General features: G+C 48.7%; 19 protein-coding genes. 9 read left to right on the top strand and 10 right to left on the bottom strand.

The window, feature by feature from the left end; translation table 11 throughout:
• Positions 1-501: 501 nt before the first annotated feature.
• Genes ACOJTG_RS03105 through ACOJTG_RS03115 form a run of 3 tightly spaced genes read right to left on the bottom strand, consistent with a single transcriptional unit; the run spans position 502 to position 3,212 of the window.
• A complete protein-coding gene (locus ACOJTG_RS03105; RefSeq protein WP_420152467.1) occupies positions 502-2,268 on the bottom strand; it encodes an ABC transporter ATP-binding protein in 1,767 nt (588 codons plus the stop codon).
• A 40-nt stretch (positions 2,269-2,308) separates the two neighbouring features.
• Positions 2,309-2,734, bottom strand: coding sequence for a tRNA (adenosine(37)-N6)-threonylcarbamoyltransferase complex ATPase subunit type 1 TsaE (gene tsaE / locus ACOJTG_RS03110; RefSeq protein ID WP_420152468.1), 426 nt, complete (start codon positions 2,732-2,734; stop codon positions 2,309-2,311).
• A gap of 16 nt (positions 2,735-2,750) precedes the next feature.
• Complete coding sequence (locus ACOJTG_RS03115; protein WP_420152469.1) at positions 2,751-3,212, bottom strand: YkgJ family cysteine cluster protein; 462 nt, start codon at positions 3,210-3,212, stop codon at positions 2,751-2,753.
• Positions 3,213-3,356: 144 nt separating this feature from the next.
• On the opposite strand from ACOJTG_RS03115, the gene ACOJTG_RS03120 reads away from it, so the two are divergent.
• Positions 3,357-4,400: a Gfo/Idh/MocA family oxidoreductase gene (locus ACOJTG_RS03120; protein WP_420152470.1), complete on the top strand. Its 1,044-nt coding sequence runs from the start codon at positions 3,357-3,359 to the stop codon at positions 4,398-4,400.
• Between the two features lie 155 nt (positions 4,401-4,555).
• Complete coding sequence (locus tag ACOJTG_RS03125) at positions 4,556-5,785, top strand: chorismate-binding protein (protein ID WP_420152471.1); 1,230 nt, start codon at positions 4,556-4,558, stop codon at positions 5,783-5,785.
• A gap of 57 nt (positions 5,786-5,842) precedes the next feature.
• Here ACOJTG_RS03125 and ACOJTG_RS03130 read toward each other — a convergent pair whose 3' ends face one another.
• Positions 5,843-10,636, bottom strand: coding sequence for a translocation/assembly module TamB domain-containing protein (locus ACOJTG_RS03130; RefSeq protein ID WP_420152472.1), 4,794 nt, complete (start codon positions 10,634-10,636; stop codon positions 5,843-5,845).
• Positions 10,637-10,778: 142 nt separating this feature from the next.
• Here ACOJTG_RS03130 and tsaD point away from each other — a divergent pair, with 142 nt between their 5' ends.
• The gene (tsaD, locus tag ACOJTG_RS03135) at positions 10,779-11,777 is read left to right on the top strand and encodes a tRNA (adenosine(37)-N6)-threonylcarbamoyltransferase complex transferase subunit TsaD (protein ID WP_420152473.1); all 999 of its coding nucleotides are present in this window, start codon (positions 10,779-10,781) and stop codon (positions 11,775-11,777) included.
• Positions 11,778-11,779: 2 nt separating this feature from the next.
• Here tsaD and ACOJTG_RS03140 read toward each other — a convergent pair whose 3' ends face one another.
• Positions 11,780-12,118, bottom strand: coding sequence for an ArsC family reductase (locus ACOJTG_RS03140; protein ID WP_420152474.1), 339 nt, complete (start codon positions 12,116-12,118; stop codon positions 11,780-11,782).
• 264 nt (positions 12,119-12,382) lie between these two features.
• On the bottom strand, positions 12,383-13,516 hold the full coding sequence (gene hisB / locus ACOJTG_RS03145; protein WP_420152475.1) for a bifunctional histidinol-phosphatase/imidazoleglycerol-phosphate dehydratase HisB: 1,134 nt from the start codon (positions 13,514-13,516) through the stop codon (positions 12,383-12,385).
• A gap of 497 nt (positions 13,517-14,013) precedes the next feature.
• On the opposite strand from hisB, the gene ACOJTG_RS03150 reads away from it, so the two are divergent.
• The 3 genes from ACOJTG_RS03150 (at position 14,014) to ACOJTG_RS03160 (ending at position 17,397) form a co-directional block, all read left to right on the top strand.
• The gene (locus ACOJTG_RS03150; RefSeq protein WP_420152476.1) at positions 14,014-15,750 is read left to right on the top strand and encodes a DEAD/DEAH box helicase; all 1,737 of its coding nucleotides are present in this window, start codon (positions 14,014-14,016) and stop codon (positions 15,748-15,750) included.
• Between the two features lie 317 nt (positions 15,751-16,067).
• Complete coding sequence (locus ACOJTG_RS03155; RefSeq protein WP_420152477.1) at positions 16,068-16,484, top strand: hypothetical protein; 417 nt, start codon at positions 16,068-16,070, stop codon at positions 16,482-16,484.
• Between the two features lie 298 nt (positions 16,485-16,782).
• Positions 16,783-17,397, top strand: a complete 615-nt coding sequence (locus ACOJTG_RS03160; protein ID WP_420152478.1) for a hypothetical protein — start codon at positions 16,783-16,785, stop codon at positions 17,395-17,397.
• Positions 17,398-17,414: 17 nt separating this feature from the next.
• Here the strand turns inward: ACOJTG_RS03160 and ACOJTG_RS03165 are convergent, their stop codons facing one another.
• Together ACOJTG_RS03165 and apaG are read right to left on the bottom strand one after the other, a co-directional pair.
• Positions 17,415-18,179: an O-methyltransferase gene (locus ACOJTG_RS03165; protein ID WP_420152479.1), complete on the bottom strand. Its 765-nt coding sequence runs from the start codon at positions 18,177-18,179 to the stop codon at positions 17,415-17,417.
• Positions 18,180-18,269: 90 nt separating this feature from the next.
• The gene (gene apaG, locus ACOJTG_RS03170) at positions 18,270-18,656 is read right to left on the bottom strand and encodes a Co2+/Mg2+ efflux protein ApaG (protein ID WP_094816650.1); all 387 of its coding nucleotides are present in this window, start codon (positions 18,654-18,656) and stop codon (positions 18,270-18,272) included.
• Between the two features lie 166 nt (positions 18,657-18,822).
• Here apaG and ung point away from each other — a divergent pair, with 166 nt between their 5' ends.
• Entirely contained in the window at positions 18,823-19,488 is a 666-nt protein-coding gene (gene ung / locus ACOJTG_RS03175) for a uracil-DNA glycosylase (protein WP_420152480.1), read from the top strand.
• Between the two features lie 221 nt (positions 19,489-19,709).
• Here the strand turns inward: ung and ACOJTG_RS03180 are convergent, their stop codons facing one another.
• Both ACOJTG_RS03180 and ACOJTG_RS03185 read right to left on the bottom strand, forming a co-directional pair.
• The gene (locus ACOJTG_RS03180) at positions 19,710-20,078 is read right to left on the bottom strand and encodes a cyclic nucleotide-binding domain-containing protein (RefSeq protein ID WP_420152481.1); all 369 of its coding nucleotides are present in this window, start codon (positions 20,076-20,078) and stop codon (positions 19,710-19,712) included.
• 130 nt (positions 20,079-20,208) lie between these two features.
• Complete coding sequence (locus tag ACOJTG_RS03185; protein WP_420152482.1) at positions 20,209-20,916, bottom strand: Crp/Fnr family transcriptional regulator; 708 nt, start codon at positions 20,914-20,916, stop codon at positions 20,209-20,211.
• Positions 20,917-21,049: 133 nt separating this feature from the next.
• Here ACOJTG_RS03185 and ACOJTG_RS03190 point away from each other — a divergent pair, with 133 nt between their 5' ends.
• Positions 21,050-23,545, top strand: coding sequence for a heavy metal translocating P-type ATPase (locus ACOJTG_RS03190; RefSeq protein WP_420152483.1), 2,496 nt, complete (start codon positions 21,050-21,052; stop codon positions 23,543-23,545).
• Positions 23,546-23,829: 284 nt separating this feature from the next.
• Entirely contained in the window at positions 23,830-24,576 is a 747-nt protein-coding gene (locus tag ACOJTG_RS03195; RefSeq protein WP_420152484.1) for an acyl-CoA desaturase, read from the top strand.
• Positions 24,577-24,779: the final 203 nt, after the last annotated feature.

Below are 24,779 nucleotides of genomic sequence, written 5' to 3' on the forward strand. Positions count from 1 at the left end.
AAAACCGACTCTATGGCTTTGATGCTTCCTACGGAGGTGCCGCCGAACTTTAGAACTTTCGTACGCTAATCAACGACTTTACAGCCGTGCCGGATAAGTAGAGGAGCCCTTGGGGGAGACTCATAAAATAAGAGAATCGCAAAGATAACCGAGACGATTGGTTCGCAGCTGAAGAATTCTAAAAACTACACGTTTGCCGGTACTAAACGTAGGAGAATGCGGGAGTAGAGCAAATTTCTTAGGCTAAACATCGCCTACAAATTTTGAACATCCGTAACAAATCCTACGGATAGCTCGGAAAAAGAACGTGAGGGTTGGTCGGACTCGGGCTCGCGGCAAAGGTAGGCACAGCCTACAAATTAGAACATCCGTAGCAAATGCTACGGATAGCTCGGGAGGGCGGAGCGTTTTAAGGTAAGGCCAGGGCTGGCGATTATTAAAAACAAAAACTTCCCGGAAGTCATTACGCCCGGGAAGTCCGTACTCGTTATGAAACGGGGCTTACGCCACTTTTTCCATTTTTTCTTCCTGGTGCCACCACAGTTCCATAAAGCGGGGACCATTATAGCGTAACCACTCGAACGAACCTTCTTCAATGATTTGTCCCTGGTCCATGACGTAGACGTAATCAAAGTCGCGTAAGAGGTGCAGGCGGTGCAACGAGGAGACGATCGCCTTGTCGGGGAAGGCCTCGAACATCCGTTGGTAAATCAACGCTTCCGTTTTTGGATCGACGCTGGACGTCGGTTCGTCGAGCAATACTACGTGACTGTGCTGAGCAGCCAGAATCCCCCGGGCCAGAGCCAGCCGCTGTTTTTGTCCACCCGACAGGTTGACTCCTTTTTCCTGAATCTGCGAGTCGAATCCCTGTGGCAGTTGCTTCACGATTTCGTGGAAATGAGCAATCTCGCAGACTTCCCGAAGTTTTTCTTCCTCAAAAGGCAGTCCCAGGGTGATGTTGTAGGCGATCGTATTTTCGAAAATTTCCGGCTCCTGTGGGAAAAGCGTTACGGAGTCGTACAAGGCTCCCAAATCCGGATACAGCTGGCCATCGATGGTCATTTCACAGCCGGGCTTGGGCTGATACAATCCCCGTAACAGGGCGAGCAAAGTACTTTTTCCACTACCACTTTCTCCGATCAGGGCAATGCGTTGTCCCCGCTGAATTCGCAGATTCAGGCCTTTCAGGCCCGTCACGCGTTCGTCGGACTGATGGGAGAAGTGAATATTTTTTAGCTCAATCGCCTGCCAGTCGGGAGACATCGTTTCAATGGCTTCCGGACGGTGATTGTTTTCGTAGGCGTCGGCAATATCGTTGGCCGTTTGCAGGTCGGTATTGTAGCGGACGATGTCCGTATACTGCCAGGCGACGTCCTGAAATACGCTCGTAAACTGGTTCACGTAGCCGAGCAGCGTGACCAGTCCACCAACGTAAAAGGCCTGTGAGGGATCGCTGTTCTGATAAATGTAACCCAGCGTAATGACGCCGTAAATCAAACTGATCATCATTTCAGCCGTAAACCATTTCCATTCGTTGATAACTACGTTCTTACGAAACGCCGGAAATAGCTTCGAAACTTTCTGCATCAGTCCGGTTTCCATACTATTTTCCAGCCGTAAGGTAATTACGGTAAGGATGTTGGAAAGGCTGTCGAAGAGCGTAGCGGACACTTCATGCTCGCCTTCGTTGACTTCATTCAGCGTCCGAACGAAAGGCTTATCGAACATAAAAATGATCCGTAGAGTCACAATACCGATACCCACGCCGATTAGTCCAAATAGCGGAGAAAAGTATAGCATGGCTCCCAGTGACAAGGCAAACTTCATCAGGGCGTGCAGGTACGTAAAGCCATTCTGGAAAAAGAGACGCAGGGCTTCGTAGGCCTTCCGAATCCGGTTGATGGTGGCTCCCGAGTGGTGATCTTTATGCCACTTGACGGGTAAATGCAGGGCCTGGTGGTACCGTTCCTGCAAAAAGTTACGGCTTAGGTTAAAAGCCAGTTCCCGTTCCACCACGCGGGCTGGACCGTGAAACGCCCAGAAAACCAGTCGCAGACCGATATACCCCAGGATGTACCAGAGGGAATACCGCAGGGCATGCACACCGTCTTTTTGAAGCTGATTAACCAGCCAGCCCAGCATCAGGGGCAAACTGGCATTGACTAAATTGGAAAGAATAAACAGCGTGTAGACGCCTACATACCGGCCTCTTTCATGCCGGGCATACTGCCACGCGGTACGCAGCAGCGAAACATAAGGATTACGCATGGGGGAAAAAAGGATACCTTAAAAACGGAACGTCCGCGTATTAGCTCTGCACGCGAATCGTTCGGGAATCGTCGGGGTTAGGGATAATGGACACCAATAAAGCATCGGGGGGCCACAGGTTCGGAATCAACGAGGGCCATTCTACAAAACAGTACGCTCCTGAATCAAAATACTCTTCTACGCCCAAATCCAAAGCTTCAATTTCTGACTTAATCCGATAGAAATCAAAGTGGTACACCGTTTCACCCGCTTGGGTGGCATATTCATTCACTAAGGCGAAGGTCGGACTCTGTACGGTCTGGCTTACGCCCAGTACCCCGCACAACGCTTTGATAAAGGTAGTTTTGCCCGCTCCCATCTCGCCCTCAAACAGCCACACATTATGCTCCTTCCCATACGCCAGCACCTGACGGGCCGTTTCTGAAAGTTCCGAAAGCGAAGGGCAATGAAATTCCTGAATCTGCATGATGGGTAAAAGGGCCTCAGGCCGGTACTAGGTGCTGTAAACGATCAACGATGGTGGCTACGGCCGGACAAATCGTCGTATTTGCTAACGTCAGATCCAGAATCTGAACCATTCGCCGTCGGTCGGTATGGGGATACTCCCGACAGGCTTTGGGGCGTACTTCGTAAATCGAACAGTAGTTATCGCTGCCTAAAAAGGTACAGGGCGAACTATTGAGTACGTAATGCCGATCTTCGTCCAGGTGTAAATACCGGGCAATCAAATCCGATGGGCGGATCCGCAGGTGTTTGGCGATGCGTTCAATATCCGTATCCGTAAAAATGGGACTGGTCGTCTTGCAGCAATTGGCACAGGCCAGACAATCGACCTCCTCAAAAACTTCTTCGTGCAATTGCTCAAAAGCTTCGTCTAATTTTTTAGGTTTACGGGCCTTGAGCCGATTTAAATACCGCTTATGTTCCGCGTAACGCTCATTCATTGTACAAAAATAATAGATTAGTTTTCAGTTTATTGTTTTCGGTTTACAGTTATTCTTTGAAAATCAGTGGCTCCTTTTCCACAAGCCCGGGGGTATGCTTTTACTAGCTGAACACTGTAGATCGAAAACTGACCACTTACTGCCATGATTCGTACTGCTCTTGCCGGTTTCGGAGATTCTGCTCATTACCTCCACGCCCCATTCATTCTGGCTAATCCCGCCTTTCAACTCACGCACGTCTTCGAACGTTCCAAAAATCGAGCGGCGGATACCTATCCTTTTTTGCAGACGGTACGCACGTTTGAAGCCCTGCTGGAAAACCCGGAAATCGATCTAATCATCATCAATACGCCCAACGATACCCACGCGGATTATACCCGAAAAGCGTTGCAGGCGGGCAAACACGTCGTCGTAGAAAAGCCCTTCACGCCTACTGTCGAAGAAGCTGAAGAACTCATTGAGCTGGCTCAGCAGCAAAACCGGGTCCTCAGCGTATACCATAACCGTCGCTGGGACAGTGATTTCCGTACGGTTCAACAGGTACTGGAATCCGGCGAACTAGGCGAGGTACACACCTACGAAGCTCACTTTGACCGGTACAAACCCGTTTTGAATCCAAAAGCCTGGAAAGAAACTGCTTCGGCTGGTAGTGGAACCTTGTATGACCTGGGCTCGCATATTCTTGATCAGGTTCTCGTACTGTTCGGTCGTCCGCAATCGGTATGGGCCAACATCTGGACGCAACGGGAAGGCTCCCAGATTGATGACGCGTTTGATTTACACCTCAACTACGGTCGGTTACGGGTACGTTTACGTTCGAGTCTGCTCGTTCGCGAACCCGCTCCCCGCTATACCGTACACGGCAACTTGGGAAGTTTTCTCAAACCCGGTATTGATATTCAGGAAGATCAGTTGAAGGCGGGTGAAATCATGCCCGGCCATCCTAATTTTGGCGTAGAACCCGAATCGCTCTGGGGCTTGCTGCATACGGATGTAGACGGACAGAGCATTTCCCGAAAAATGGAAAGCTTACCCGGCGACTGGGGCATTTTCTACCAAAACGTAGCGGACGCCATTACGGATGATGCCGAACTATTTGTCAAACCCGAGCAGATGGTTACGCAGTTGAAAGTCATTGAAGCGGCTTTTCAAAGTACGCAAACGGGCCAGACCGTTCATCTGTCCTAAATTTTATTTCCTTCCCGAAAGTGCTGACTTTCGGGAAGTTACTCTTCTTGAGCGTAATCTTTACGCAGATTCATCCATCAATTAATGACTTTTTAAGGAGTTCCCAGCACCATTTCGCACTGCGAATAGTTATACTTATATCGTGAAATGGAGTTATGGAAACAGTTCATACTGAGAATATTTCAATTCGTACCCACTCATTATCCAATCTTTGGCGTACGGCTGAGCGTGGCGGTTATCCGGCAGCCTTGTGGCGATTACCGCGAGCTTCAGAAAAACAGCTGATTATTGACTTATCGAGCGAAGACCGTCGACTGAAAGCCGATCTGGAAGAATTGCCTGCTGGTTTTGCCATCAGTCCTTTTCTAAATCCAGAAGGCGAGCAGACGCGTTTTTTGCGGGCGGATCTTTACTTTTCGTTTGATGCCGAAGAGACCCTGATTGCCGAAGAGATTACTTCGTCGGCGGATTTCTGGCGTATTCAGGCGTTTGAAGACGATGCCGACGACGATTCCGATGACTTCCCCGAATACCATCTGACCCCCATTCCGCTGGACGCAAACGCGGGTTCGGAACGGGAGAAATTCGAGCAAGCTGTTCGGCAGGCCGTTACGGAAATGAAGCTCGGAGCTTTTCAGAAGGTCGTCCTTTCCCGGCGTAAATGGGTGGAATTACCCGCTCGTTTCGATCACGTCGCCGCGTTTCATCGGCTTTGCGAAACCTATCCCAATGCCTTTATTTCGCTCGTTTCCCTACCGGAATCGGGTTGCGTCTGGCTGGGAGCAACGCCCGAAGTACTCGTCAGTCAGGATCAACAGGGCATCTTTCGAACGATGTCTTTGGCGGGCACGCAATCCGCAACGGATGCTCAGCAACAGCCCGTTTCTCTAGAACATGCCCGGTGGTCGGACAAGGAGATTGAAGAGCATGCGTTGGTGAGCCGGTATATCATCGAATGTTTCAAGAAAATTCGATTGCGGGAATACCAGGAAAGTGGGCCGAAAACGGTCAAAGCCGGTAATCTCCTGCACCTGCGTACGGATTTTCAGGTGGATACGCAGGCCGTTAATTTTCCGCAACTGGGCACGGTCATGCTGGATCTGCTGCACCCCACTTCGGCGGTTTGCGGTACGCCGAAATCCTCGGCCCTTCGCTTCATCGAACATTACGAAAACTACGACCGAAGCTATTACAGTGGCTTCCTCGGTCCGATTAATATTCACAACGAATCCCATTTGTTCGTCAACCTACGGACCATGCAGATGGAAGGCGATCAGGCCGTTTTGTACGCCGGAGCTGGTATCACGGAAAACTCCATTCCGGAACAGGAATGGCACGAAACCGAAATGAAATGCCAGACCTTACTCGCCGCCCTGGCCTTGTAAGTACCTTACGATTTCAAACAAAAGCGGCCCGAACTTTGATTCGGGCCGCTTTTGTTTTCAGGGCTTATAGGCTTCCGTCGTGCGGGCGGGTTGCCTAGTCGTATCGGGTCGGGTCGTATCCGTTGGAGTCACAGCGGACGGTGTTACTTTTTTCTTCGGGAAGAAATAGTTGAAGCTTTTCGTATACAGTACACTACCTCCTACCGTCGGCGTATTCTGGTTGATGGTACTTTGCAGGAATGTGTTTTGCGGGAAACGGCTAAAGGCTTTCAGTCGCCAGCGGGCATCGGGTGTTACGGTCCATTCGGCGGCCCAGTCGCCAATGAGGTTCGCATTTTGTGTACTGTACACCGATGAAAAGCCCCCGTCCCGACTAATCGTCAATCCATTCCCAAAATTATACGATACGCGAGCCCGAAGCTGATCGGCCAGATTTTGATTCGAGCCAATCACGTTCACCGTATTGATATCCACTTCCACGCCATTGGCTACTTTAGAAAGGATGTCACTCAGTACGCTGGTACCCGTTTCAGCCAGCAAATTCAGTACGTTGATGTCGCGGAAAGCCTGTGAGTTCTGCGGGATCAATCGTCCCGAAAACAGGATACTACTGACTTGATTGTTCAGCTCCTGCTCATCGTTAGCGATGCGGGCTTCAAAAGCCTGTACTGAGCCGGAGAATTGCGGTTCCAGTGGGTATTCTTTGATTTTTAACCCAAAGCCAACGTTTGGCTTCATCAGCCGATCTTTCAAACTAATCGTCACCTCCACCGGATACGCCCGCCGGGCCTGAGCCGAAGAGGTTTGATCGTTGGTGAGATTCATAATCGGCGTCAGCGAGGTGAGTTTCGTATACGAAGCTTTCACGTCCACGTAGGCTTCATAGGGATCGCCGTACCAGCTAATGCGACTGTTGGGTTGAATGGCAAATTCCTTGGAAACCAGTGCTTCGTATTTGTAATAATACTTCCCTTTTTCCAGCTCATACGTCCCCCGCATGGCGAATTCGCCTTTCGTATCTACTTCCAGATTCAGGTTACTGTGTCCGTACGCCTCCAGCCGGTCACCCGTTCTACGGTCGAGCAGCAGAATACATTTGGCATCGGGCGTGATGTTGAAATTAAAGTCCATTCGAATACCCGAACGCATCCGACGCTTCAGGCTCAGATCCTCTTCGACTTTTTTCTTGATGGCCAGATTCACAAACTGAATGTAATCCGTATTGCTCACCTCCGAAGCATTATCAATCGGAATCGTAATTTCAGTACCGGGTCGGGTGGTTGCGTTAGACTTAACAATCAAATTATCCAGTGAACCCACACTTTCCACGCTCACATCGCCCGTCACGTAGGCTTTCCCGTAGAAGAGTTTATTATCCTTGCTGGTCGTATTGAGTACCTTGAAGTTTTTCAGGCTAGCTTTTAAATCCAGGGCATAACTACCGTTACCCCCCGAATACATGCCCAGCCGGATCTTACCCGTATTGCCTTCTTCATCGCTTACGCCCATCTGAGCCTGAATTTCGCCCCCCCGGAAACGAATGGTATCGGAAAAAGCCAGCCGTACGCCCAGATAATCGAAGCGAAGTTGCCCGCGTTTCACGTCCACCAGCCCCCCGAGTTTCGGATCGCGGGGCGTACCCCGAATCAGCAATTTACCACTGGCCTGCCCTTTAATTTCTGAGAAAAGGTCTTCCGTAAACGGTTCAAAAATCTGTAAGTCGGTTCGGTTCAACGTGGCAACGAGGTCTAGCGAATTTTCATCCTGTTCGGGAGCGTACGTTCCTTTTACGTTCAGAATCGGGTTGTTCATCCGATCAACGCCCATGTTGATGTTCACCCGCTGATTGGTACGGTCCCACTGCGACGAAGCCGTTACGTTACCAATGAGAAAACCTTTATACACGAGCTCATCCACATTCAGGTTACCATCCAGATTAATGTTTTCGTAGGCATCCCGCATGGACAGTTCGCCATTGAGCGTCCCTTTGACGTTTACCTGTAAAATCGGTTGGAGCGTAGCCAGGTTAAAGTCCTGAGCCTTGAGGGACAGGATTTGCAAGGGATCCTTGGAAACCATGCCGTTGATGGCAATCGACTGCTCCACATTGCGGAAGGTCAGATCACTGACCTCAATGTTCGAACCCGTGAGCCGGATCCGGTTCTCCGTATTCACGTTCCAATCCTGATCCAGAATCCGGACCCGGGAACGGCGAAAGTGAAGATCGGTCCCTTCCGGCCGGAAAAAAATATCCCCATTCAGGTTGAGCCGGTTGGTACTTTGCTGTTGCCGAAGGCGGCTGGTGAAGGCAATATGATCCTTTTCCCAGGAAGCTTCGACCTGTAAATCTTCCGTTGGGGCCGCCGAGTAGATTTGCTGCTGTTGGGACGTAATGACCGCCGAAGCCAGTACGTCGTTCTGAGTGGCGTATTTGGACGTATTGAGATCTATTTCCGAATGATAGAACTTATATCGCTCCACGAGTAAGGTATCAACTTTGGCATTGAATGAGAATACCGACGTCGCTCCCATCGTAAAGGCTCCTTCTACCCGCGTATTCGGCGAAAGATAGCCGCCGGGGTACAGAAAAGCCATCAGCGGCCGAGCGTCTTTAAAGTCAACGGAGTAATCCAGACTATAGCGGTCGATGATGGACGACTTTTTGGCCTTGCGACGGTAATAGTCCTGCCGGGTGGAGTCCAATTCAGTGAAATAAATTTTGTACTCCTCGACTAGATTGGGTAAGTCTTTCAGGGCTTGTGACAAGGCAAAGGGGCCCTCAACGGTGGCATTCAGAATATCCGTTTGCAGGGAGATATACCGACTGCTTACGGGCTTGGGTACGAAGAGATACAGCGTATCAATGAGCAGGTTACGATCGCCTTCTTCGAGCATCCGGGTCAGATACGTATTTTTCAGGCGGGCAACGCCGTACATCTGATCCAGCTCAAGCCCGGTCCAGACAACGTGTACTTCTGACTGCAACCGCATGTCTTCTTCGGATACGCCCAGCGGATGCAACATGGCCCGGCTGATGGTGCCGTCAATATCGAAGTAATTACGTTTCTGCCGAAGGTCGGCTTTCCCTTCCAGATCGAATACCAGATTAGTATCCTTCATGGCTACTTTCCCCTCAAACAAGCCAAGTTGCAAGGCTCCGTCCACGCGGATATTTCGGTAGTTATAGCCCTGGAATCCGAACTGTTTCACGTCCGTATTGAGCTTGACCGTGGCCGTTTCTTTATCGAACCCGGCTCCTTCAATCTGGCCCTTCAAATCAATTGATTGCAGCAGATTGGGATCTTTGATCAGATCTCCCAAGGCAAAATCAGCGAGTTCGATATTTCCTTTGTACGTTGAATTTTCGATCACGTCGGCAATCTTCATACTCAGATCAGGTACGATCGTACCGAGTCCGGTTTTTAGCGTTCCCTTCGCCCGAAAATCATTATAGCGACCCGCAAAAAGCCCCTGATAATCCAGCGTACCAAACTCTCTAATGGTTTCTTCGGCGGTTTTTCCCGTATACTGGGCCAAATCCTGAGCGTTCGTTACAAACTGACTCAGGCGAAAATCCATATCCGACGTCTCAAAGTCGGGTAAGCCTTTAAAAGCAAACGTACCCGCCGCCCGGCTTTGCTTGCCGTAACGCAGGTCGGTAGCGTTGAAAACAAAATCTCGAACGGTTCCATCGAAGTGTCCCGACGCCTGCCAGCGGTCGTTAAACTGGTACAAGGAGGAGGCAAAGCGGGCCAGGTCATTGGCATAAACGACGCTTTGATTGAGATCGGCAATGATGCGTACCTTCTCATTAAAGTCGCCTAAATCCCGGCTTCGATTGTACCGGAATTCGATATGTTTACGCAACGTCGAACGATTGACGTGTACGAGCAGATTTTCAAACCGCATCTGTTGAGCGGAGAAAAAGAACTTCGTATCGAACTTATGAATCCGCAACTGAGCGACGCGATCAATCCCCCGTAACTGCGTAATGTCGGCAGCAATGGTATCGGCAAAAACCAGAAAGTTTTTAACGTTACCGTTTAGCTCATGAATGACAAAGTGGTTGTAATCGAAAGTGCCTTTTCGTTTGAAAGGCTCTTTGCGAGGATCGTCGTAGTGAAATTCTCCCGCTTCCACCAAGCCCTCGCCAATGGTGAAGGGAATCACTTTCGGAGGGCCTTTTCGGGGTGTTTTAGGAGCGGTAAGCCGATCGATGGCATTAATAAACCCGTCGATATTCAAATCCCCATTAGGCTGTACGACCAGTCGTATATCCGGACCCACCAGCTTGACCTGATCGAGGTGGATGTTGGTACTGGCCGAATCAATGAGTTTGAATAAGGCCAGATTCACTTCCAGACGCTTGACCTCAATCATGGGTTTACGAAGCGTATCCGGGATAGAAACCTTTTCGAGGATAAGATTATCGGGAAAACGATAATTCACGCGGCCAATCCGAACCGGATAGTGCGTTTGCTCGTAAAACCAATTCGTAACGTACCGCGTCAGCTTGGTTTGAACAACCGGAATGCGTAAAAACGCCATCAGGCTAATCGTAAACCCAAACATCAAGGTGATTAAAATGGTCGCGTTACGAACGATAATCGGGGATTCCCGGGCGATATGAAACAAAACCCAGTCGCGTATTCGAGGAAAGAAAATCAGTACGAGTACCCCAATGACCACTAAGGGTAAGCCAAACAGGAGTAGGTTTTCTTCCAGACGTTCCTGCTGGGCTTGCGTAAACGTCACCCAGGAAAACCGAACCGCTATCGCTAACCCGATGAAAGCTACCAACGCCAGGGTTAGCAGGGTTCGAAGGGTGAAACGGAGGAGCGATCGCATCATGAGAAAACGGTACAAAAAACTATGGTTATTCAGGGATCACGTGACAAAACCTGTCATTTGAACGTTTCTCCTGTACTTTTGTTGACTAAATACTCATTTAAAATTACAAACCAGCCCGCTCATTTGGGTTGTTTCGCTAGCTATGGTCTTACTCGCCATTGAATCTTCCTGCGATGAAAGTTCAGCTGCCGTACTGATTGATGGTCAGATTCGTTCGAACGTCGTTGCTACGCAATTAATTCATCAGCAATACGGCGGTGTAGTACCGGAGTTGGCTTCACGGGCTCACCAGCAACATATTGTCTCAGTCGTCGCCGAAGCCCTAACGCGGGCCGAAGTTACAAAAAATGACCTGAACGTCATTGCGTTTACCCGTGGTCCGGGACTACTGGGAGCACTATTAGTAGGTACCTCCTTTGCCAAATCCCTGGCTCTGGGTCTGAACATTCCGCTGGTCGACGTGCATCACATGCAGGCCCACGTACTGGCTCATTTCCTGCAGGACCCGCATCCTTCATTTCCCTTTTTGTGTCTAACCGTATCGGGTGGACATACGCAGATTGTACTGGTTCGGGACTACCTGGACATGGAAGTCATCGGCGAAACTCAGGATGATGCCGTCGGCGAAGCCTTCGACAAAACGGCCAAACTGCTGAATCTGCCCTACCCCGGCGGCCCTTTGATTGACAAATACGCTCAAACGGGTAATCCTGACCGCTTTGCTTTACCCGACGTAGATACGCCTGGCCTAAATTATTCCTTCTCGGGTATTAAAACGGCCATCCTGTATTTTCTCAGGAAGGAAACGGCACAAAACCCGAACTTCATCGAAGAAAACCTAGCCGACATTTGTGCCTCCGTACAAGCTACGCTCATCCGAATTTTGCTGACTAAATTGAAACGGGCCGCCCGCGAAACCGGCATCAAGGAAATTGCCATTGCCGGAGGCGTTTCGGCGAACTCGGGTTTACGCAAGGAATTACAGCAAACGGGAGAGAAACTCGGCTGGAACGTGTACATTCCTAACTTTGAGTACTGCACCGATAATGCGGCCATGATCGGTATGGCGGGGCACTACAAGGCATTACGGGGCGAGTTCTGCCCGCAGACCGTCTCTCCGCTGCCCCGGATGGAATGGTAACCTTACGGGAAGGTCGTTTCGTAAACGTCCGGCTTAAAACCTAAAGCAACGATTTTTCCTTCGGCTTCAATCAAGGGGCGACGAATTACGGATGGTTTTTCCAGCATCAGAGCAATCGCCGATTCCTCATCGGCTGGCTTTTCGGCGAGTTGTTTCCACGTGGTTCCAGCTTTATTGACCAGTTCTTCCCAGGACTTTTGCGTGAGCCAGCGTTCAATCGTTTCCCGCGTAATGCCCTGTTTCTTGTAATCGTGGAACTGATACGCAATGGCATGATCGGCCAGCCATACGCGGGCCTTTTTCACGGTATCACAATTGGGAATGGCGTATAACGTATACATCGTATGTTGAGTAGCAAGTTAGGATTATACGGAAAAGAGCGGCTTTACGGGCCGCTCTTTTCCTAAAATTTGGTATTCCTATTTGCGAGGTTCCCGCTTCTCCAGGTATGCTCCAATGTAGAAAGACGTGGCCATCAGCAATACAAAAAACGCGATGGGTACAAAAGTGGGCAGAGGAATATTCAGTAACATATGCGTATGTGTTATCTAGTGTTTCGAAAGCAATGATCACAAAAGTAAGCCACAAAGCTTAAACTCTAAAGTTTACAGGACGCCTTTTGTACTGGGCAGATTATTCAGCTCCCGGATTTCCCGCCGTACGGCCATCTTAATGGCTTTGGCCCAAGCCTTGAAAATCGCTTCGATTTTATGATGTTCGTTCTCACCTTCTACCTTGATATTCAGATTAGTAAGTGAAGTATCGGTAAAAGATTTGAAAAAGTGATGGAAGAGTTCCGTAGGCATATCGCCAATTTTCTCCCGTTTGAAGCTAGCATCCCATACCAGCCAGGGCCGACCCGAAAAATCGATCGCTACCTGAGCCAGGGCTTCGTCCATCGGTAATAGGAAACCATAACGGGCAATGCCCCGTTTATCACCCAAGGCTTTGCGGAACGCTTCGCCCAGGGCCAGAGCCGTATCTTCGATGGTATGGTGTTCGTCAATGTGCAGATCACCGTTGACTTTGATGGTCAGATCCAGCCCACCGTGTTTGGCCAGCTGATCGAGCATGTGATCAAAAAAACCCAGGCCCGTCTGAATGTTGGCCTTACCCGTACCATCCAGATTGAGTTCAACAAAAATCTGGGTTTCCTTCGTATCCCGCTGTACCTGTCCAATGCGGTCAGCCAGCCGTACTTTGCGGTAAATTTCATCCCAGTCGGGCGTAAGCAGAGCTACGTAGGGCTCCAGTTCCGGCGTAAGCAGGCCGCGTTCCGATTCTTTGTTACCGGGTTCCACCAAGATGGCTTTCGCGTTCAGATTTTTCGCCAGCCGTACGTCCGTGAGCCGGTCGCCAATCACAAAACTGTTGGCCAGATCGTAACTCCCGTCCAGGTATTGCGTAAGCAGTGCGGTACCCGGCTTACGCGTTGGCAGGTTTTGTTCCGGAAACGAACGGTCAATGTGAACGGCGGAAAAGACGATACCTTCGTTCTCGAGCGTTTGCAGCATTTTATTCTGGGTAGGCCAGAACGTATCTTCGGGAAAGGAATCCGTACCTAAACCGTCCTGATTGGTTACCATCACCAGTTCGTAATCGGTTTCTTCGGCTATTTTACGTAATGCGGAGATGGCTTTGGGCAGAAATTCCAGTTTTTCGAGGGAATCAATCTGAAAATCGGTTTGGGGTTCTACGATCAACGTCCCGTCCCGATCAATAAATAAGGCTTTTTTCATGCACGCGATTTTGCCACAAATTTGTAGCCGAATCAGCTAATTACCCACACGTTCCCGCTAGTATTTCATTGCTAAGTGTTGCAAGGGCTTTAGAATCCTTTGGGAGGAAGCCTAGATTTTGATCTAAATCATGGAAAAAGTAAAGTGAATAGTATATTTCTTTGATTATGCTGAATATTTCCCCTACATAGTACAATTTACTTGCAGACCTGAACTCTTTCATCGTATTTTGCATTGTATTTCTAGCGGCAGGGAAACATCTGCTTGCTGAAAAGGCCTCCCGTCTGCCTTGCTCTGATTTGGTTCGCGTGCCGAACCCTCCTTTGTAGCTCACACTTTGGTCATCAGAAGCCCGACGGATGTGTAGGCATCGTTGTGGTTTATTTTACATCATTTAAAACCGACTGTACCGCAAACTTCTGTTTGTGAGGTCTTCGGAAACAGGCCCTGCCTGTGGATGACCGAAGCACAAGGAACTCTTGTGGTATCATTAATTCATGGAGAATCAAATTTTATTTGCTGACCTCGGTCTTTCTGACGAGGTGATGCAAGCCGTCACGGAAATGGGTTTCGTGGCACCCTCGCCTATTCAAGCCGAATCTATTCCTCACCTGTTGGCAGGTCGTGACGTGATTGGTCAAGCTCAAACCGGTACCGGTAAAACTGCGGCTTTTGGCATCCCCCTTATTGATAGTATTGATCCGAACGAGAAAGTCGTTCAATCGTTGATTCTGTGCCCAACGCGTGAGTTGGCCGTACAGGTTTCAGAAGAACTTCGCCGGCTGGCAAAATTCAAAAGAGGCGTTTGGATTACTGCGATTTACGGTGGTGACAGCTACGAGCGTCAGAACCGTGATTTACGCAAAGGCTGCCAGATCGTTGTAGGTACGCCGGGTCGGGTAATGGACCACATCGAACGTGGTTCCCTGCGTCTGGATCAGGTGAAATACATGGTACTGGATGAAGCCGATGAAATGCTGGATATGGGCTTCCGGGAAGACATTGAAAGTGTACTGGCCGATTGCCCCGAAGATCGTCAAACCGTCTTCTTCTCGGCTACGATGCCGAAACCAATTATGGATCTGACCAAACGGTATCAGAAAAACCCACAGTTGGTAAAAGTTACGAAAAACGAAGTTACGAACGCCAATATCGAACAAAGCTGGTACGCCGTGCGTCCCGATGCGAAGTTTGAAGCCATGTGCCGCCTGATCGACTTCCACCAAATCAAATTGATGCTGGTGTTTAGTAATCAGAAAGCTCGGGTCGATGAAATCGTTGAGCAATTCCAGATGCGTGGTTACGCAGCGGAAGGTCTGCACGGCGATATGCGTCAGGCTGCTCGTACGCAGGTAATGAGCAAATTCCGCGGCGGTACTACGCAAATTCTGGTTGCTACGGACGTAGCTGCCCGTGGTATCGACGTAGACGACGTAGAAGCTGTTTTCAACTACGACGTACCGATGGATTCGGAATACTACGTACACCGGATTGGTCGTACGGGTCGGGCTGGCAAGTCAGGTAAAGCCTTTACACTGGCTGCTGGAGCGGAAAAATACCGTATTCGTGATATCCAGAACTATACGAAAGTAGAAATTACGCGGGGTAAGCTTCCCACGTTTGAAGATGTATTCGCGATTAAGAAAACTCGCTTCATCGAACGCGTACAGCAAACCATCGAAGAAGGTACGTCTGAATTTTACGCCGATGTACTGAGCACGCTGGAAGAAGCTGGATATGAGCCTACTGCCATCGTTTCTGCCTTAGCTCAGCTAAACCTGGGTGGTGTGAAAACGACCGAGGATAACCTGGAAGAACAACCCCGTAACAAATTCGAAGGTCGTGATGCCCGCGGTGGAGACCGTAATGGTCGCTTCGGTGATCGTCGTGGTAACGAGCGTTTCGGTGATCGCAAAGGAAGCTTCGGCGAACGTAACGGAAATACCCGTGACCGCGTGGATCGTGAAGGCAAACCCTTCCGCCGTGGTGCTGATGCCGGAATGGTTCGTCTGTTCATTAACATTGGTAAGAATTTCAAAATTACGCCTAGCCACATTGTAGGAGCCATTACGGGCGAAACCGGTCTGCCCGGTAAAGTCATTGGCCAGATCGACTTGTTCGATAGCTACTCTTTCGTGGACGTTCCTAAAGAACACCAACAAACGATCCTGAGTGCTCTGGATGGCAACACCATCAAAGGCAAGCGGGTGAATGTGGAAGTGGCGAAAGGATAAGTTTAGTTGTCCGTTTCTAGTGTACTGTTTTCAGTTTTAACTTGACAACTTGAAATAAAAAAGCCTCTGTGACGAATCGTTGCAGAGGCTTTTTTCATGTTTAAAAATTGCTTGCTTCTCGCTTAATTAGTCAATGAATATTATTTACAAAATATTAAAACATTGATTTTCAATACTATACAAGCTTAAAGGTTTTTAAAAACTGTAAATAGCAAACCGAAAACTGTACACTCCCCTGTTAAAGAAAGTTAAGGCTTTAAACGTGCGTTGAGGTATTTGTTCTTAGTCTTGAATTTGAACAAAAACGAAAAAACGCCATGAAAACATCCTTTTTCTCCAAAGCCCTTTTTGTCGCCGCTACGCTGATGATTGGTACTGCTGCCTGCACGCAGGCCCAGCCCTACGGACGTTACGATGACCGGTATGATCGTCGGGATCGTGATCGGTACGAGGATCGCCGCTATAACAACCGAGGCCGCTTTAATCCTGAATTTCGGCAACAACAACAGAATAGAAGAATCGAACAGGGTATCCGATCAGGTCAGTTGACCCGTCGGGAAGTACGTGATCTAAAACGTTTACAATCGCAAACCGATCGGGCCATTTACGCAGCTCGCTCGAATGGTTATACTTCCCCCCGCGAACGAGCCCTCATGAGTGACTTACAAGATCGGATTGACCGGGCTATTACTTGGGAAAGACGCGATGGACAGGGATACCCGAATCGCTGGTAAAGTATCGGAAGCTCTGGGTGTGTGGTGGGTAAGATAAATAGGGCTTCCTTTTTAAATCGAGTGATTGGTTTGACAGGTGAGCGGAGTGGTCGGTGAATTTTCGCCGACCACTTTTTTTATACTCTATCGTCAGAATTTTGAGGTTACTCATTGCCCCACAAATGCTTCATTTGTTACTAATACCCCAAAGTGTAGATTTTCCTACCCGACTTGTCAAAAGCTACTAAGCCTACTAGAGGGCTTGGCACTTTTTTTTAGTAGTACTAGCCGGATTAATTACCTAAACAACATTATCTCCATGAAAGCAATTCGTTTATATGCAAGTTTGGCTCTGGTAGCCGTACTGGCTTCCTTCAGCTTTAATTCATTCGCTCAAGTAGGTTTCACGTTACACGGTACGGCCGCAGCCCCCAATTTAGACAATGCTCAAGTTAAACCAGGTGTGGGTGCTGGCTTGAAAGTATTCTTAGGCCCTAACGTTGCAGTAGGTGCAGCCGCTAAATACATCGCTATCGCTTATGACTATAATCGGTCTGCCGGAGATAACTTGGAAAACAAAGGCTCGTTGGTTCCATTGACGGGTACCTTAGACATCTTTCTGGCGAGTGGCGTTGTTCGTCCTTACATTGGAGCTGAGGCCGGGGTGTATCTGCGTACGACGAAAGTAAATCTGGCAGGTGCTGAAATTTACAAATCTACGGATACGCGATTTGGAGCCGCTCCTAAAGTGGGTTTGGCTTTTGCTCTGGGTGGCGTAGGTCTGTTTGCTGAAGGTAGCTACAACTTCATTTTTGGCAACAAAGATGGCAGTACGAATGCAGGTAACGTAAACAACATTCGTTGGGAAAACGCCAGCAAACTGTGGGCAGTTAACGTAGGGGTGACGTTCGGATTTCCCCGTACGAACAACTAATGAATCCTTGTCACCCCTTAGAAACGAAGGACAAAATGCTGGGTTGGCTGCTTTTTTCGAAAGAACACCAAGCCCACAAAAAATAAGTCGATCGTAACGGTGACACTTGGATGAGCCTGGATTTCGGTCCAGGCTTTTTCCATTTCCTTGGACCAGTGAATATCGTCGAAGACAAAAACGCTATCGGCATGAGCCTTACGCAGGCAGGTTTCAAAGTATCGAACGGTGGGCTCGTACCGATGATTAGCGTCGAAAAAAGCAAAATCAATTTGGGAAACTTGCTCGACTTGAGCCGTTAACGTTTCATCCAGATTGCCCGTTATGATAGTTACCTGCGGTGCAGACTGTAGATTACCAGCCGCTACGCGGGCAGTTTCCGGGCAACCCTCGAAACTGTAAATTTTGCTTTTTGGGGCAGCTTTAGCCTCATATAAAGTCGTTATGCCCAAGGATGTTCCTAGATCAAAAATGACTTTCGGCTGAAAGTGAGCAATAAGGCGATACAGTAACTGAGAGAATTTAGGCGTCTTCTGAGCATTCTTGGCAATGGTGGAGATTTTACGCCTTGGAGCATTAGTACGGCGGGAGCCGGCTCCGTAATCTACAATTTCAATTTCATCCGTACGAGCTTTCATGGCCGCACGAATGCGTTCAATCTCTGCAAAGACCGGCTGCTTTTGCCGGGAACGAATGACTTGAGTATATAAATCGAAAACGAACGGAGAATGTAATCCATGTTCGTTTCCGGCGGTAAACAGGTACCGAAGGTAAGAAGCAATCAAAATGGTTCTTGCTTATCGCATCCAGATTTTCCTTCGCTCAAAGCTTCAATTAAAAGTGGATATAATCGTAAAACGAACTATTCGTACAGATTAGTTGAGCTTATAGGGCACAATCAGCAAGAATTCCGGAATCTGAACCAGAAACTCACGACCATCGTACATGCGTTCCATCAGGTAGCTACCTGCCATTTTACCCATGGTGGTTTGCAGGTTACTACCGGATACGTACTCGTGTACCTGTCCGGGTTCGAGTACAGGTTGCTGGCCAATAACGCCCTCCCCTTCTACTTCGCGGGTTACGCCGTTGGAGTCATAAATGAACCAATGGCGGCGACGCAACCGAATCGTATGATCCGACTGGTTTTCGATACGCACCCGATACGTAAATACAAAATGCTGCAGGGAAGCATTGGAATGATCGGAAATGAATTCCGTAATCACACTAACTTTGATGCCTTCCGTGATGGCCGTTACCATAATCGTGTCCTTGTTTGACGAAACTGCTAAAAGCTAATCAAATCGAAATTAACCGTTAGCAAGATACGGGGCAAATCCTGGAATTGATTTTTATATTTTTTAATCCCGGGGTATTCTTGCTCGTGCGTGGAATATCCTAGCTTCGACTTCTCTAATTAACTGCCGTATGAACGTTCAGATTGCCGAATCGTGGAAACCTTATTTGCAACCGGAATTCGAAAAACCGTATTTCGGTGACTTAGTATCCTTTATCAAAAATGAGTATGCCACCCAACGGGTTTATCCACCGGGCAAGCTGATGTTTAATGCATTTAATCATTGTTCGTTCGAGGATACTAAAGTGGTCATTCTGGGTCAGGACCCCTATCACGGACCTAATCAGGCGAATGGGATGGCGTTTTCCGTCAATGAGGGAATTCGGACCCCGCCTTCGCTAGTCAATATTTTCAAGGAAATCAAAGACGATTTAGGAAAGCCCATACCCAAGTCCGGCGATCTCACCCGCTGGGCCGATCAGGGCGTATTACTGCTCAACTCGACCCTCACCGTACGCGAAGGACAGGCAGGTTCGCACCAGGGCAAAGGCTGGGAAACTTTCACTGATTCAGTCATCCGGATTTTGTCCGAAGAAAAAGAAAACCTGGTATTTCTACTTTGGGGAGCTTATGCTCAGAAAAAAGGAGCCGTTATTTCGCCCGATAAACATTTAATTCTGAAAGCGAAACACCCTTCGCCGATGTCGGCCAACTATGGAGGCTGGTTTGGCTGTAAACATTTCAGCCAAACCAATGCCTACCTGCATAGTAAGGGATTACCGGAAATTGATTGGTAAGGTGGGGATTAATACGTTGCTTTCTTAGGCTTTTACTGGGCCCGCTGGTACACTGGTACAAGCGGGCTTTATTTTGTGGGGGTATCCGTTTATCACGTTCATCAACCGATACGTTTTTTAGGCGGTATCAAAGGCTTGGTATGAAGGTTGAACGTTTAGGATACATTTAACTATAACTATGTTTATTGTGGGGGACGCCGCTCCATCTTTCGTGAAGCATTTTATTCATAACTCTTGTGTAGCAAGTCCATCTGATCGCATAGCTTGATCATAAAGTAGCGACGGGCCATCCGATGTTCCTCCATAAAGTGCTCGATTTCCTGTTTGTCAAACACCAGCAAAATGGATTCGTCATTCACCTTTACGGAAGCCTGATGCTCCACGTTCAGCAAAGCTTCGTGTAATCCTAAAAAGCAGCGGCTCTGGAGGCGATGGTTTTCTTTCCCGTTTTCGGGCAAAATTTCGACCGATCCGTCCTTGAGATAAAAAACAAACTCAGCAAGCTGTTCTTTCCGGTACAGATATTCGCCTTTGTGGGCGTACAACTCCGTACCCCGAGCCAGTAATAATTTCTCCGTATCTAGTAGCATGGTTCTTCGTCTGGCTTTTCCCAACCGGGAAGTTAAGCTCAATAGTAAGGCGAAGTTGCTGGAAATCAGCCTCGTTTGAAATGATAAAAATCAGTGGTTTCAGTGATGTGATTTAGTGGCTTTCGCACTTCTAATCGTACAACTGACTGATTTTCAACAGACGATCGGGCTTTAAAATCGTAATGGTACTACCATGCGAACTCACGATGCCTTCCTCCTTAAATTCAGACAAAAAGCGGATCACTGTTTCCTTGGCCGTACCCACAATCGCCGCCAGATCCTCCCGGGAAATGGCAATACTGAACAGATCTGACAGATCGGTTTTATGATACGTCGCTTTGAGTAGTAAGAGTGCTTCGGCCAGACGTTCGCGTACGGGCTTCATCGCCATGTGGATCATCCGTTCCTGCGACTCCCCCAAGGCTTTCGCCAGCATTTTCATCAGATCATTAGCCACTTTCACGTTCGTATCGATCAGCGAATTAAAATCCGTAGCGGGCAAAAAGCAGGCCTGCGTATCGTCCAGAGCTACCGCTGAGGCCGTGTACTTGGTGTTTTCGATCAATGAACGGTAGCCTAACGTATCGCCCGACTTGGCCAGACGAATGATCTGCTCCTTACCATCCGAGTTGAGTCGGCTGATTTTTACTTTTCCGTCGAATACACAAAACAGACCGAACGGGCGATTGCCTTCGTGAAAAATGACCTGTCCTTTCTTATAGGTGTGAAAGCACTTATTCTCATTCATCTCCAGCAATTCGTCATGCTGACAATTTTTGAACAGCGAATGTTCACGAAAAGTACATCGTTGGCACTCAGGAGCAGCTTGCGATTTCATCAGGATCTTGTTTAAATGCCAATAACGTATAGGGTATTGCTACCGATTGGCTTGACAAAGTTGCAAGGTCACATCAGTTAGAAAAATGATAAAAATCAGTTTCCGGACTTAATTCCAATCATGGAAAAAGGAAATGGAAAAGCGGACTTTTGGGGCTGCAACGAGCGTAACATCCGCCGTTGTCATCCGGCTTTCCCAGGTCTTGCCTGATTTACTTGCCATGAACAGCTCCACTGCTTCCATATCCATTGCGGCCCCTACGCATTGCTACCATTGTGGCAATGATTGTGCGGAAGACGCCCTCCACGTAGATGATAAAACATTTTGCTGTGAAGGCTGCAAGACCGTTTACGAACTACTAGCCGACCACGAATTATGCGGATACTATTCGCTGGGAAAAAGTGGGATGGGCACCTCGCCCAGTTTAGCCCGGTTCGAATTTCTGGATCACGCCGAAATCAGTGATTCCTTACTTGATTTTCAGAACGATACGCAGGCGAAGGTAACGTTTTACCTACCGGCCATTCACTGTTCTTCCTGCCTGTATCTACTCGAACACCTGCCACGTCTGCATCCGGCCGTACTGACCAGTCGGGTCGATTTTATGAAAAAACAGGTTAGCATTCTGTACCGAAAAACGGGCGAAAGTCCGATTTCACTGCGGGAGCTAGCCGAACTACTGGCCTCCGTAGGTTACGAACCACTCATCAGCTTACAGGATGTGGTGAAGGAGCAGCAGAATACTACGTACCGTAATCTGCTCACGCGTATTGGTGTCGCGGGATTTTGTGCGGGGAACATCATGCTGTTTAGTTTTCCGGAGTATCTAGGGCTGGAAGATGATTCGTATAAGGTGCTCTTTGGCTGGCTTAGCCTGATTCTGTCGTTACCAGTCGTCTTTTATTCCGGTGGCGGGTACTTTGAATCGGTGTACAAAAGTCTGCGGGCCGGGCGGCTCAACCTGGATTTTCCAATTCTATTGGGTATTCTCGTCGCCTGGGGACGGAGCGTATACGAAGTGCTATTTCTGCAACAGAATGGCTACTTCGATTCGCTGACGGGCCTGACGTTTTTTCTCTTGGCAGGTCAATGGTTTCAACAGAAAAGCTACGCCTTTCTTTCCTTCGAGCGGGATTATAAATCGTACTTCCCGCTGGCCGTTACGCGGATTAAGAATTTTCTGACGGCTGAAACGGAAAGCATTCCTGTTCAGCAACTTCGTCGGGGGGATCGCATCCGGATTCGGCACGGCGAGCTTATTCCCGCCGATAGTCTTTTGTACCGGGGAACGGGCCTGATTGATTACAGTTTTGTGACGGGAGAAGCCGCTCCCGAGTCCAGAACGGTGGGTGAACTGGTCTACTCGGGTGGCCGCCAACTCGGTGATTCCTTGGAGCTAGAAGTACTGAAAGACGTTTCCCAGAGTTATTTAACTCAACTCTGGAATCACACGGCTTTTGCTAAAGGTCAGGAAAGTCGGCTGAAATCCTTCGCGGATCAGGTCGGTAAATACTTCACCATTAGCGTACTCACGCTGGCTACTCTGACGGCCCTGTACTGGTACGTGTACGATCCTTCCAAAATCCTCAACGCTTTTACGGCAGTACTGATTATTGCCTGTCCCTGTGCCCTGGCTCTTTCGTACCCTTTTGCTCTGGGTCACGGGATGCGGATGCTCGGTCAAAAAAAGCTGTATCTGAAAAACGCCGAAGTCATCGAACACATGGCTCAGTGCGATACGCTGGTTTTTGACAAGACGGGTACGCTGAGTACCACCGAAGTCAGTCCAATCCAGTATCAGGGCGAACCGCTTACGGCCGAAGAACGGGTAGCTCTGGCTTCGCTGGTTCAGCATTCCACGCACCCGATTAGCGTGAAACTGCTGGAATACCTCCAGGAATCAACGCGAAAACCCGTAACCGGATTCGAAGCCGTAACCGGAATGGGGCTTTCCGCCGTCGTCGATACGCACGTACTGAAATTTGGTTCAGCAGCTTGGGTAGGTGCTCCTGAACGAGAAGGTTCCGCCAGCTTTTTTAGTATCGATGGGCAGGTGAAAGGGGCTTTCCAACTCATGCACCAGTACCGTGAAGGCCTCGATGAAACGCTAACGCAATTGGCTCATTCCTACGAGCTATATGTTCTCTCCGGCGATTCTGATGCGGAAAAGCGTACGCTCAGTCGCTGGTTTCCGCGTGATCACATGGCCTTCCGGATGAAACCCGAAGACAAACTGGAGTTTATCCAAACGCTTCAGCAACAGGGTAAAAAGGTAATGATGCTGGGCGACGGACTCAACGATGCCGGAGCCCTAAAACAGGCCGATGTGGGGATTGCCCTGACGGACAATACGCTGCATTTCAGTCCGGCCAGCGATGCGATTCTGGAGGCGTCTCAATTGAAAAACGTAGGACACTTCCTGAAATTCAGTCGTACGGGCCTGAAAGTCATTCAGTTCAGCTTTTTGATTTCACTCATTTACAATTTCATCGGCTTAAGCTACGGCCTTACGGGGAATCTGGCTCCAATTGTAGCAGCCATTCTCATGCCCGTCAGTTCAGCCTCCATGCTTTTCATTGCCATTACGGGGATGCACTGGGCGAGGCGGCGGGAGTTGTCGAGGGTTTGAGCAGGCTTGAGGTAGTACAAAGTTTGACTGTGAGTTTGAGCAGGTTTGATAAAGATTAAAGGTTTGAAGGGCTGTAACCTTGGAGACGTTTTAATCGACGAGACTTTAAACTGAAGGTTAAAAACGGCTTATCAACGCTTGTAGCTTTCCCTATCAAACTAACTCAAACATTACCCCTCTCAAACTTCACACTCCTTCAAACCTGCTCACACTCCATCAAAACTGAAACCCTACTCAAACCCACGACCTACCCCATTAAATTTTTCACACTACAACACCTTTCCATGTACATTCTGATTTTTTTTCTGGCTCACTGGTATCTTTCCCTGTTTTCACAAACGTTTTTTCTGCATCGTTACGCGGCTCACCAGATGTTTACGATGTCGAAGGGTTGGGAGCGATTTTTTTACTTTTTCACCTGGGTTACCCAGGGTTCGAGTTTCCTGAGTCCGTACGCGTACGGGGTCATGCACCGACTACACCACGCCTTTGCTGATACCGAAAATGATCCGCACTCCCCCAGCTTTTCGGACAATGCTTTTGATATGATGTGGAAGACCAAGAACATCTACAACCGCATTCTCAAGCACAAGGAAAATGTAGACCCGAAGTACTTCAAGAACGTTCCGTACTGGGGATTTATGGAGAAAATTGGCGATAACTGGCTTTCGCGTATCGGCTGGGGAACGGCGTATACGCTATTTTACATCCATTATGCCACCAGTCCCTGGATGTATTTGCTCTTACCGATTCATTATTTGATGGGTCCGGTACACGGAGTGGTCATCAATTGGTTTGCTCACAAGTACGGGTATACGAATTTCAAAGTGAATGATACGGCGAAAAACCTGCTGCCCTTCGATTTTCTGATGATGGGCGAATCGTACCACAACAATCACCACAAGCTGGGCGGCCGGGCGAATTTCGGCGTACGCTGGTTTGAATTCGATCCTACGTATCCGTTCATTCTGCTGTTTAACAGCTTAGGTATTGTGAAGCTCAAGAAGAATAACGATTTAAATTATATGTGAGGTGGCCTAAGGTTGAAACCCTAGGTTAGGCAATGGATCGATTCTACGGCTCTTTCGTATAAACCGCCCCAACAAGCATAACTCGTCAAACCACAGGTAGCCCAGCAACAAACCTTCAACCCATCAAACAAATCGAGTCTATGACTCTTCTTGCAAAAGTCATAGACTCGATTTTTATTCAACTGACCGTGAGACTACATCCG

It is taken from the genome of Siphonobacter sp. (assembly GCF_048595215.1).
Classification (GTDB): domain Bacteria; phylum Bacteroidota; class Bacteroidia; order Cytophagales; family Spirosomataceae; genus Siphonobacter.

Coding starts and splice junctions, on each gene's coding strand:
- ACOJTG_RS03160 (WP_420152478.1), top strand. CDS start 16,783: ATGAAAGCAATTCGTTTATATGCAAGTTTGGCTCTGGTAGCCGTACTG.
- ACOJTG_RS03190 (WP_420152483.1), top strand. CDS start 21,050: ATGGAAAAGCGGACTTTTGGGGCTGCAACGAGCGTAACATCCGCCGTT.
- ACOJTG_RS03195 (WP_420152484.1), top strand. CDS start 23,830: ATGTACATTCTGATTTTTTTTCTGGCTCACTGGTATCTTTCCCTGTTT.
- tsaE (WP_420152468.1), bottom strand. CDS start 2,734: ATGCAGATTCAGGAATTTCATTGCCCTTCGCTTTCGGAACTTTCAGAA.
- apaG (WP_094816650.1), bottom strand. CDS start 18,656: ATGGTAACGGCCATCACGGAAGGCATCAAAGTTAGTGTGATTACGGAA.
- ACOJTG_RS03115 (WP_420152469.1), bottom strand. CDS start 3,212: ATGAATGAGCGTTACGCGGAACATAAGCGGTATTTAAATCGGCTCAAG.
- ACOJTG_RS03120 (WP_420152470.1), top strand. CDS start 3,357: ATGATTCGTACTGCTCTTGCCGGTTTCGGAGATTCTGCTCATTACCTC.
- ACOJTG_RS03105 (WP_420152467.1), bottom strand. CDS start 2,268: ATGCGTAATCCTTATGTTTCGCTGCTGCGTACCGCGTGGCAGTATGCC.
- hisB (WP_420152475.1), bottom strand. CDS start 13,516: ATGAAAAAAGCCTTATTTATTGATCGGGACGGGACGTTGATCGTAGAA.
- ACOJTG_RS03155 (WP_420152477.1), top strand. CDS start 16,068: ATGAAAACATCCTTTTTCTCCAAAGCCCTTTTTGTCGCCGCTACGCTG.
- ACOJTG_RS03180 (WP_420152481.1), bottom strand. CDS start 20,078: ATGCTACTAGATACGGAGAAATTATTACTGGCTCGGGGTACGGAGTTG.
- ACOJTG_RS03185 (WP_420152482.1), bottom strand. CDS start 20,916: ATGAAATCGCAAGCTGCTCCTGAGTGCCAACGATGTACTTTTCGTGAA.
- ACOJTG_RS03125 (WP_420152471.1), top strand. CDS start 4,556: ATGGAAACAGTTCATACTGAGAATATTTCAATTCGTACCCACTCATTA.
- ACOJTG_RS03130 (WP_420152472.1), bottom strand. CDS start 10,636: ATGATGCGATCGCTCCTCCGTTTCACCCTTCGAACCCTGCTAACCCTG.
- tsaD (WP_420152473.1), top strand. CDS start 10,779: ATGGTCTTACTCGCCATTGAATCTTCCTGCGATGAAAGTTCAGCTGCC.
- ACOJTG_RS03140 (WP_420152474.1), bottom strand. CDS start 12,118: ATGTATACGTTATACGCCATTCCCAATTGTGATACCGTGAAAAAGGCC.
- ung (WP_420152480.1), top strand. CDS start 18,823: ATGAACGTTCAGATTGCCGAATCGTGGAAACCTTATTTGCAACCGGAA.
- ACOJTG_RS03150 (WP_420152476.1), top strand. CDS start 14,014: ATGGAGAATCAAATTTTATTTGCTGACCTCGGTCTTTCTGACGAGGTG.